The sequence below is a fragment of the Mycobacterium sp. UM_CSW genome, assembly GCF_000455205.1.
Classification (GTDB): domain Bacteria; phylum Actinomycetota; class Actinomycetes; order Mycobacteriales; family Mycobacteriaceae; genus Mycobacterium.
The window spans coordinates 61,189-70,755 of record NZ_AUWQ01000028.1 but is presented as its reverse complement, the minus strand read 5'-3'; the positions used below and the strand labels follow the sequence as shown (position 1 = coordinate 70,755).

The 9,567-nt window shown below is 67.5% G+C and carries 9 protein-coding genes; 2 read left to right on the top strand and 7 right to left on the bottom strand.

Annotation, left to right across the window (positions count from 1 at the left end):
• From N415_RS11710 to N415_RS11685, 6 genes are all read right to left on the bottom strand, one after another.
• Positions 1-744, bottom strand: a complete 744-nt coding sequence (locus N415_RS11710) for a sensor domain-containing protein (RefSeq protein WP_081665197.1) — start codon at positions 742-744, stop codon at positions 1-3.
• A 182-nt stretch (positions 745-926) separates the two neighbouring features.
• Positions 927-2,186, bottom strand: a complete 1,260-nt coding sequence (locus tag N415_RS11705; RefSeq protein ID WP_068181296.1) for a hypothetical protein — start codon at positions 2,184-2,186, stop codon at positions 927-929.
• A 17-nt stretch (positions 2,187-2,203) separates the two neighbouring features.
• Positions 2,204-2,941 (bottom strand): esterase, encoded by a 738-nt coding sequence (locus N415_RS11700; RefSeq protein WP_081665196.1) that lies wholly within the window; start codon positions 2,939-2,941, stop codon positions 2,204-2,206.
• 51 nt (positions 2,942-2,992) lie between these two features.
• Positions 2,993-3,655 (bottom strand): hypothetical protein, encoded by a 663-nt coding sequence (locus N415_RS11695; RefSeq protein ID WP_068181292.1) that lies wholly within the window; start codon positions 3,653-3,655, stop codon positions 2,993-2,995.
• Positions 3,652-4,617, bottom strand: coding sequence for a hypothetical protein (locus N415_RS11690; RefSeq protein ID WP_152531333.1), 966 nt, complete (start codon positions 4,615-4,617; stop codon positions 3,652-3,654). Before N415_RS11690 ends, N415_RS11695 begins: the two co-directional genes overlap by 4 nt.
• Before the next feature lie 15 nt (positions 4,618-4,632).
• On the bottom strand, positions 4,633-5,820 hold the full coding sequence (locus tag N415_RS11685) for a hypothetical protein (RefSeq protein WP_068181285.1): 1,188 nt from the start codon (positions 5,818-5,820) through the stop codon (positions 4,633-4,635).
• Between the two features lie 195 nt (positions 5,821-6,015).
• On the opposite strand from N415_RS11685, the gene N415_RS11680 reads away from it, so the two are divergent.
• Positions 6,016-7,422, top strand: coding sequence for a serine/threonine-protein kinase (locus tag N415_RS11680; RefSeq protein WP_068181359.1), 1,407 nt, complete (start codon positions 6,016-6,018; stop codon positions 7,420-7,422).
• 17 nt (positions 7,423-7,439) lie between these two features.
• Positions 7,440-8,558: a BTAD domain-containing putative transcriptional regulator gene (locus N415_RS11675; protein WP_068181356.1), complete on the top strand. Its 1,119-nt coding sequence runs from the start codon at positions 7,440-7,442 to the stop codon at positions 8,556-8,558.
• Positions 8,559-8,564: 6 nt separating this feature from the next.
• Here the strand turns inward: N415_RS11675 and N415_RS11670 are convergent, their stop codons facing one another.
• Entirely contained in the window at positions 8,565-9,482 is a 918-nt protein-coding gene (locus N415_RS11670) for a DMT family transporter (protein WP_068181282.1), read from the bottom strand.
• Positions 9,483-9,567: the final 85 nt, after the last annotated feature.

Below are 9,567 nucleotides of genomic sequence, written 5' to 3'. Positions count from 1 at the left end.
TCACACCTCGACGGCGGCGGCGATCTTGTTGACCACCTCGCCCGCCTGGTCGGTGGTGTCGAATCCACACCAAAGGGTGTCGATGACGACGTTGTTCCGCACTCCCAACGCGCGTTGGCACGAGAAGCCGCGGCCGGTGTCGAGGGTCTGCACGAGGCTCAACGTGCTGTCGGTGGCCACCAGCCCGCCGAACTTCCAGGCGACGGGGTTGTCACCGGGTTGGGTGATGGTCAACGGCCGGTTGGCGCAGGCGGCCCACCGCGGTTTGGCCTGGCTGAAGAACTGCTGGGCCACCTCGGCGTCGCGGAACCTGACCACGGCCTGCAGCAGCGCGTGCTTGTTCTGGTCGGCTTTCGCGCGAGCGTTGTCGAGGAACTGTCCTTCCAGCGCGACCCAGCTGCTGTCCCGGTAGACGCTGGCCTCGACCGGCGAGTAGGCATCGAGGCAATTCCGATCGGAGACCACGTCGTCGCTGTGCGACATCTCGGAGATCGGCCTGCGCAGCGCCATGGCGGTGGTCTGCCCGACGGCGTTGACGTCCCTGGTGCTCAACAGCAGCTTCGCCAGGCGCGCGTTGAGGATTGGCGCCGGTTGCCAATGGCCCAGGTTCGGCGCCGCCACGGGTCGCCCAGTGGCCGACACCGTGCAGCCGCTCAGCATCAGGCACAGGCCCACCGCGGCGAGAACGATGCGGCGGGTGCGTGTGGCACCGACGGCCGACGCCTTCACTGATGTTGCAGTCATTTGCTGTTCTCCTGCCCGGTCCACTCCCCGCACAACACCACAACTGCGATTTAAATTCACAGTCTCGTCTCATGTCGCAGCGTTTGCGCTCAACTATGAAGTTATGAACAGCAAAAGCGGGTGTGAAATGCCGGTTATGAGCTATCTATGCGTTTTCGCATGAACTCAGACTGTCGCAAAGCCTATTTCCGGCCGGGATAGACGATCGCCTGCGTCACGCTGCCGCCATTGACGGTCGGCCCGAGCAACGCGGTGAACGTGTTTGCCGCGGGGTCGTAGGCCAGCAACGAAGTGCCGGGACCACAGCCGGCCTTGGCCACCAGGACCAACTTGTCGCCGCTCACGCCGTCGACCACCACACTGTCGGACAGGCCCGGCACCTTCACCCGGGTGGCGTACCCGTCGGGAGTCAGCCGGGACAGGAACATGGTGCCGCATCCCCCGATCGACTGCAGGAAGGTGCCGCTCGGCAACTCCCATGCGTCCGTGTCGCCGAGGTCGCCGCTGAATCCGGGATCGTTTCCACCTCCCGAGTTCACCGCTGTCAGCGCGGTCGGTGTTGTGCCGTCGACGGGCACTTGCCAGAGCTGGCCGACGTGGGAGAAACGGCCGGTGTCGGTGCAATGGGCGAGCACCACGGTTGGTGAGGTCCACCATCGGACCGGTGTGCACGCGGTGAGGTTCCCGGGTACCGGCAGCTCCTTTCCGGGCTTCCCCTCGATGCCCATCAGGGCAAGGCCGTTGGTTGTGCCGAGGACCAGCTGTGTGCCGTCGGGTGTCGGCAGCGCTCCGCCCTGATACTCGGGCCCCAGCGGGTAGGTCAGCTCCTGCTTGCCGGAGAGGTCGACCCGCTGCAGCGAGGGTCGATCCGGGTAGTGCCCCTTGCTGATCAACACGGACGTGCCGTCAGGGCGCGCATAGCGGACGGGGCCACCATCGACGACGGCGAACGTGGTCTGGTTGCCACTGTGAAGGTCGACCGCAATGACCGATTCGTCGTACAAGGACCCCGGTTTGGTCGCGTACATAAGGGCGTGGGTCCGATCCCCGGACCAGTCGATCAGACGGGCGGTGGAGCCGGGCGGGAACGTGGTGATCGGGTACCGCCCACCGGCGGGGTCAACCAGGTACAGCGTCGTGGTGACCTTGTTCGCGTCGGGCTCGTTCGGGTCTCGTTTCGCGCCCGGCTGATGGCTGATGGCCGGACTCCACAGGGCGAGCATCCAACCCGGCCCGACCTGCGACCACGGGATGGTGTCAATCGCGGCCTCGACGCCGTGGGCCGCCGGCTGTGCCGACGCTGCCGGGGCGCTGGATGGGCCCTGTGCGGTGGTCGAACCGGTCGACGGCGCGCATCCGGCGGCCAGCACCGCGGCCGCCGCGATCACGCCTACCCGGCCGCGCCACGCGGCGGCTTGTCCTCGAATTCGTTTGCGATTCATGTTAATTCGTCCCTTTCCTAGGTCAGGATTGATGCGAGTTCGATGCGGGGCACCGCGACCTTGTGTGGTCCGGCGTTGTCATGCACCACTTGGTCTTGGCCGAAGAAGAAGATCACCGCGTCGTCGGTTATCCCGAAGTTTTGGTAGGTCGTCTCGTCGAGATCGGCGGCCGGCGCGTCCAATTCGGCCCGCACGATCGGGTTGAGCAACTCCAGTGGTTTTGCGCCGGGCTTGAACAACGTGTCGAACGTGATCGGGACGTGCTTGGCGAGGTCGAAGTTGAACGCCCGAAACGTGGTGTTCGGGTGGCCCTCGTGGGCGAGTCCGGTGTCGTTGTCGATCTTGAGCACCAGGCTTTGGGTGCCGGCGTCCGGCTTTCCCGAGCGGTAGGTCTTGGCGGTGACGGCGTACAGATACGGCCGATCGCGCCCAGCGTGCGGCCCGAACTTGGCGACCCAGTCGACGAAGTCGTCGCGATTCCGTTTCAGGAACGCGGCCACCGCCGGCATCTCCGGGTAGTCGACGGGGAAGCTCATCTGGATCTGGTAGCTGGGGGTGGTGCTCCGCACCTGGCACATCCCGTTGGGGCCAACGTTTCCGCCCAGATCGGTGCATGCCGATTGTCCTTGCACCGCAGCCGATGTGGGCGCCCCAGACGGCGTCGGCGCGCCGGCGGTGGTCGTGGAACATCCCGCCATTGACAGTGCCGCGGCGGCGAGCCCAACCGTCAGGGCTCGGGTGATCAATCTCTTCATGCGTATAAGGCTGCGGGGGAGGCCTTGCGCGATTCTTGCGTGAGCCTTGCGTCAGTTGACGGCCTGAACTCCGTCGCGCGTCATCGTGAGGTCGCCGCAGCTGATGTTCGCCGCCGAAGTCCATGCCGGGTCTTGAGCCGACGTTGCGGTGACGGTATCCGAGCGACCGATCGTCGCGGTCGCGCCGTCGAGGTCAATCTCGGTGCGGCGCACGGCCAACAGGGGTGTGCCGTGTTCGTCGCGAAGCTGCAGCAATCCGACCAGGCGGCGGCCGTCGCCGAGGTCGCTGCAGCCGATGCCGTCGCCATTGCCCATCCGGTGGCCGCGGTCGAATCGGAATTCCGCGCCCTGCGGGTCGACAACGGGAGTGATGGTGCAGCCCGACACCGCATAGAGGATCGCCTCGCGGCCGGCGTCGACGATGATCTGGTGGTTGCCGTCCTGTTGGGCGTCGATCAGCAGCGCGGAGCGCCGAAGAGGACTGGGGCTCTGTATCTTTGCCTCGCCGTAGCCCTGAGCGGTCGTGATGCCGACGACCATGTCGGTGATCCACAGTGTGGCCGGCTGGCCGTAGACATCGGTGACGTCCCTGCTCGCGGCGCCGGGCGGGGGCCCGCCCGGTCCGCACCCGGCGTCGGCGATTGCGGGCGGCGCGATAACAACACCGAGCGACGCCATCGTGATGGCAACTAGGCCCGACAGCTTCGGCTTCATTGGTGCGCTCCTGGATCTAGTTTGAGCACGTTGTGGTTGCCGATGTCGGTGACGTAGACGCTGCCCGCGGCGTCCACCGCGACCGCTACCGGCTGATTGAGGCCACTGAACGGCAGCACGATCGGCTTGTCCGCCCCGGCCGCCAACTTCAGCACCTGCTTGCGCTCGGCGTCGACCACATACACGCCTCCGGCGGAGTCCACCGCCATGCCTCCGACTCCGCCAAGGTCAAGCGGCAGCACCGTTTGGGTGTGTGTGCCCGCCGCCAGCTTCAGCACTTGTCTGAACTCGCCCGCGTACACGTTTCCGGCGGCGTCCACCGCCATTCCGCCGAGGCCGAGGATGTGTGTGAACGGCAACACTTTCGGGGTATGCGACCCTGCCTCGGCCTTCACGACGTCGACACGCCTGCAGCACCCGCCGTCGGGGTACACCCCGCCTCCGTCGGTGCCGTAGGCGCCGCCGGCGGAATCCACCGCGAGAAGTTCGCTGCGCAAGCCGAGATCAGGCAGTGGCAGCACGGTCTGGGGGCGCGACCCCGCCGCCAGCTTCACCAACTGCTCGTGTCCCGCGTCGATGACCCACACGCCGCCCGCGGAGTCCGCCATCAGGTCGGCATTAACGAACTGCGGCAACACCGTTTGGGTGCTCGATCCTGCCGGCAGCTCGATCACGCGGGTGCTCACGGAGGGCAGTCCCGTTTCGCCCTTGGAGTGATGAAGGTCGGTGACGTACACGTTGCCCGCGGTGTCCACCGCCAGGCTGTGCGGACTTTCGAGGCCGATGAACGGCAGCACGGTCTGTCGGGGCGCGGGGGCTGGCGTCCGTCCACTTGGCGAGCTGGTCGACGCCGCGTCGGGGGTGCTCGTTGAGCATGCGGCGCCGAACGTGGCAGTCGCGATGGTCAGCGCCGCTATCAGCAGACGCGTTCTAAGACGTTGGTGGCGTGCGGTTTTGGTCATGTCGGGTCGCCCTTTCTACCGCTGGCCCGGGTAGGGCACCGCGTGGATGACACCACCGCCGTTGACCGGCGGCCCGAGCAACACGGTAGAGGTGCCTGCGGCGGGGTTGAAGTCGATCAGTGCCTGACCGCCCCCGCAGCCGGCCCTGGCTTTGAGCTCGAGGTGGCCGTCGTAGACGCCGAGCACGGCGACGCTGTCGCTTTTCGCCTCGGGCACCGAGACCTTCGACGTGGTGCCGTCGTCGTTGACCTTGGCGAGGAAGATGACGCCGCACGCCCCGGTTGCCTGAACGTACCTGCCGGCGGGGACTTGCCACGCGTTCAAGTCGCCGTAGTCGGGACGGTGCTGCCCGTCGTTCGGCGCGGTGATCGCGGTCGGTGTCCCCCCGTCGATGGGCACCTGCCACAGCTGCGATCCGGCGGAGCCACTGCAGCGCGCGACGGCGATCGTCGAGTCGGCGTCCCAAAAGCGCGTCGGTGTGCACTCCGACGCGCCGGCGACCGGCAGCGCCTTGCCGGCCGCGCCGTCGTTGCCCATGAGAGCCAGGCCGGAGGCCGTGCCGAGCACCAGCTGCGTGCCGTCCGGAGTGGACAGATACCCGTCGAAGTCCTGCCCCACCGGATACGTCATCTGATGGTTGCCGGCGAGGTCGACTCGTTCGAGCGACCCGGGCTTCGACTCCTTCCACTTGTAGAGCAGCACCGCCTTGCCGTCGGGGAGCGTGTAGCGCGGATTGACGCCGATGCGGTCGACGGTGAACGTGGTCTTCGCGCCGCTGCGCACGTCGACCTCCGTGACGACCGTCCGGTCAGTCTCCTCCGTGGAGAAAAGGGCGCGCTTCCCGTCGCCCGACCAATCGACCAGCTTCGGGCTTTGGCCCTTGCCCGGCGCCGGGAAGGTGGTGATCGGGTAGCGGCCACCGGCGGGGTCGACCAGGTACAGCGTGGTCGTTGCCGTCTCCCAGGTCGGTGTGCCGGGCGGCGGTGTCTCGCCGGGATGCAAGCCGGGAACCGGGCTCCACATGGCGAGCATCCAACCGGGCCCGACCTGCGACCAGGGGACGGCCCCGAGCGGGGCTTCGACGCCGTGGGCCGCCATCGGCTGGGCGTTTTCGGGTTCGGCGTGCGCGGCCGGTGCCAGGGTGATCGTGGCGGCAGTGGCCATTGCCATCAGCGCGAACGTCGCGCGGGACGTGGTGGTCATATCGGGCTCCTGAAGTACGTGTCCGGGTCTTCTGCCCGGTCACGTAGAGGCTGCGGCGCCGACCTTGCGCGTTTCTTGCGCCAACCTTGTGCCGGGCCGACGACCCGCCGGTGACGGCTCGCGCAGCAAAGAGCTGCATCGCCCGGCCGCCTCGGGAGATACTGCCTCGGTACCCGAGGAATCGAGGCGGTGGTGGTGGACTCGCGCGTCGGTACGACGTTCGGCAAGTACAACCTCACGCGTCTGCTCGGCAAGGGCGGCGGCGGGGTGGTGTACGAGGCATACGACACCGGCAAAGGCCGGACCGTCGCGCTGAAAATCCTCGCCGACGATCTCTCGACCAACGACACGTTTCGGGCCAGGTTCCAGCGCGAGTCCCAGGCGGCGGCGATGTTGCAGGAGCCGCACGTCATTCCGATCCACGACTGGGGCGAGATCGACGGCAGCCTCTACATCGACATGCGCCTGGTGCAGGGGCAGACGCTGCTCGACCTGATCGCTCAGGGCCCGCTTGCGCCCGCCCGGGCGGTGGCGATCATCGGGCAGGTCGCCGCCGCTCTGGACGCGGCGCACGCCGAGGGATTGATTCACCGCGACGTCAAACCGCAGAACATCATCGTCACCCCGGCCGATTTCGTGTATCTGGTCGACTTCGGCATCGCCCAGACCAAGGGCGACCCCCGGCTGACGACCGTCGGAACTCAGATCGGCACGTTGAATTACATGGCGCCCGAACGGTTTAACGACAGGGCGACGACCCCCGCCGTTGACGTCTACTCCCTCGCGTGCGTGTTGTACGAGGCGCTGACCGGAGATGCCCCGTTCGCCGGCGACAGCCTCGAGCATCTGGTGGCGGGCCACCTCGTCTTGCCGCCCCCGCGACCGAGCGTGGTGAATCGGCGCGTTCCGGCGGCGCTCGACGAAGTCGTCGCCCGCGGCATGGCCAAAGACCCCGACGAGCGCTACGGAACGGCGGGTGCTCTCGCCCGCGCGGCGCAGCGCGCGTTGGGCAGCTCGTCGACCGACGGCGACGGCACCCGCCCGTTTACCACCGTCGGCCTGGCGTCAGGCGGCGCGACGGAAGAGATCGCCACGGGCGAACTCCCGAAGCGCGGTTCGAGCGAGCGCAAGCGGAGATGGCTGCTGCCGACCGTGATTGGGGTCTCGGCCGCCCTGATTCTCGCGGGCATCGGTGTGGCCATCGCGCTCGTCGCCCATGGCCCGAGCGGGCAGCCGCAGACCTCGCCACCGCGCGCCGCGGTGCCCCCGCTGATAACGGGACCGGACCTGAGCGTCCTGCATCAGTCCTGCGACCAAGGCTTCTCCCTGCCGACGGCCACGGGGTTCGGCACCCACGCCGGACGTGGGACTCCGGAAACGTCATGCCTTTTCGCCAACAGCGTCCTGACGTCCTATTGGGCTGAATACGGCAACGCCAGCCCGCTGCCTCGGGCCGTCTCGGCGCCGGGCGCCGTCGACTGCAAGACCGTTCCCGGCGCGCTGTGCAACGGCTCGAACTTCCTCATGCACTGCCAGCAGCACCCGGGTGACAGCTGGATTACCTGCGTCGGGGGCAGCAGCGCCCGCGTATACCTCTGGTGACGGCGAAGGGAGGCGCGATGGCCGATGACGCTCTCCGGTTCGGGGTGTTGGGACCGTTGCAGTTGTGCGCCAACGGCACCGAGATTGCGCTGGGCCCAGCGAAGCAGCGAGCCGTGCTGGCCGCTCTGCTGATCAATCGAAATCGCACCGTTGCCATCGACTCGCTGATCGACGCGGCGTGGCAGCAGGACCCCCCGCCCGAGGCGCGGGCGAGCCTGCACGCGCACGTGTCTCGGCTTCGTCGACTGGTGGGCGGCGCCGGCGTTCTGGTCAGCGCCCAGCCGGGATATCGGCTCAACGTGCCCGACGAGGCATGCGATGTCGGGCGCTTCGCCGTCGAGCAAAAGGCCGGAATCGAGGCAGCCGCGGCCGGCCGGTTCGATCAGGCCAGCCGCCACCTGTCGACCGCGTTGGCCGAGTGGCGCGGCCCGGTGCTGGAGGACTTGCGCGATTTCGAATTCGTGGAGGCCTTCGCCGCCGGGCTGGCGGAGGACAAGCTGGTGGCGCTGACCGCGCGGGCGGAAGCCGAGATCGCGTGCGGGCGAGTCCATTCGGTTATCGCCGAGCTCGAAGCGCTGGTTTCCGAGCACCCTTACCGAGAACCGTTGTGGGCACAGCTGATAACGGCCTACTACCTGAACGAGCGGCAATACGACGCGCTCGACGCGTACGGCCGGCTGAAGACGACGCTCGCCGACGAGTTGGGCATCGACCCCGGTCCGACCTTGCGGACCCTGCACCAGCGGATCCTTCGCCAGGAGCCACTCGACGTCAAACAGGTGGCCCGCGCGACGGCGAAACGTGTTGTCGCGACTATGCGTAGGCCTACCGAGGACTCACGCGACTCCGTCGTGGCGTACCTGCGCGATGCCGCCGGCGGTCGTCATCCGCTGCGCGGAGCGACGACCAGGATCGGCCGACTCTCCGACAATGACATCGTCATCGACGACGACACGGTCAGCCGCCACCACGCCGTGATCGTCGACACCGGGAACAGCTTTGTGATCACCGACCTGCAGTCCGCCAACGGCGTCGACGTCGGGGACCGACGGATCCGCACCAGCGCGACGCTGGCCGATGGCGACCGCATTTCCATCTGCGGCCACGAATTCACATTCGAAATGTGTGACACCTGAACAGCTTCAGGCTTGGGAGGCCGCCTTTGGCCGGTCGGTGAGCTTCACGTCGCGCCCGGCGCCGGCCGCCATCGTCGCGGCCTCACCGCGAGCCAGACCGATGGTCGCAACGATCACCACCACTGCGGCCACCGCCAGCAGGAACCAACCTGTGCCGTCGGCGTTCAAAGTCTCGGCCAGCACGGTGATTCCGAGCACCCCGGCCACGACGGGTTTGGCGACGATGATCGTCGGCAGCGACGCGGTGAGCGCTCCGGCGCGATAGGCCGATTGGTGGATGATCATCCCGGCGACTCCGGTGAACAGCCAGGCATACAGCTCGGGCGTGTGCCACAGGTCTCCCGCGTGGTGTTCGATGACGTCGACGACGCCCTTCATCAGCACCGAGAACACCGCCAGCAACGAACCGGCCACCGCCGCCAACAGCAATGCCGCGGCCGGACGGTTCGACCAGATCCGGGCGCCCAGCAAGAACAGCAGCAGCGGCGGGCCCATCACGATCGCCACCACCAGCCAGGCTGCGAGCGAGCCGCGCTCGTGGCCGCCCGCCGGTTGCCCGACCGCGATCATGACCGCCAATGCCGCGGCCAGCACTATCGCCCACAACCATTCGCCGCGGCTCACCCGATGACGGGTCACCCGCGCGTAGATCGGCAGCGCGAACAACAGCGCCGTCACCTGAAGCGACATCACCAACAGCACCGATCCCTCGTCGAGGGCCCAGGCCAGCAGGAGGTAACTCGAGATGTCGCCCAAACCGCCTAGCCACCAACGCTTGTCGCGCAGCAACATGCCGAACAACGTCAGATGACCGACCTGTTTTTCGGTGACCTCCTGCGCGGAGCGCTGCCGGATCACATTGCCAACCGCGGATGCCAGCGCGGCGCACAGGGCGAGCAGAACCGCCAGGTTCGTATCCGACATGGCATAACCTCCTCACCCGAACTTGTTCGCTGTTAGCTGGCTCGCCGTAGCGGACCCGCGCAGCAAGCTGCTGACTGGCTACCCA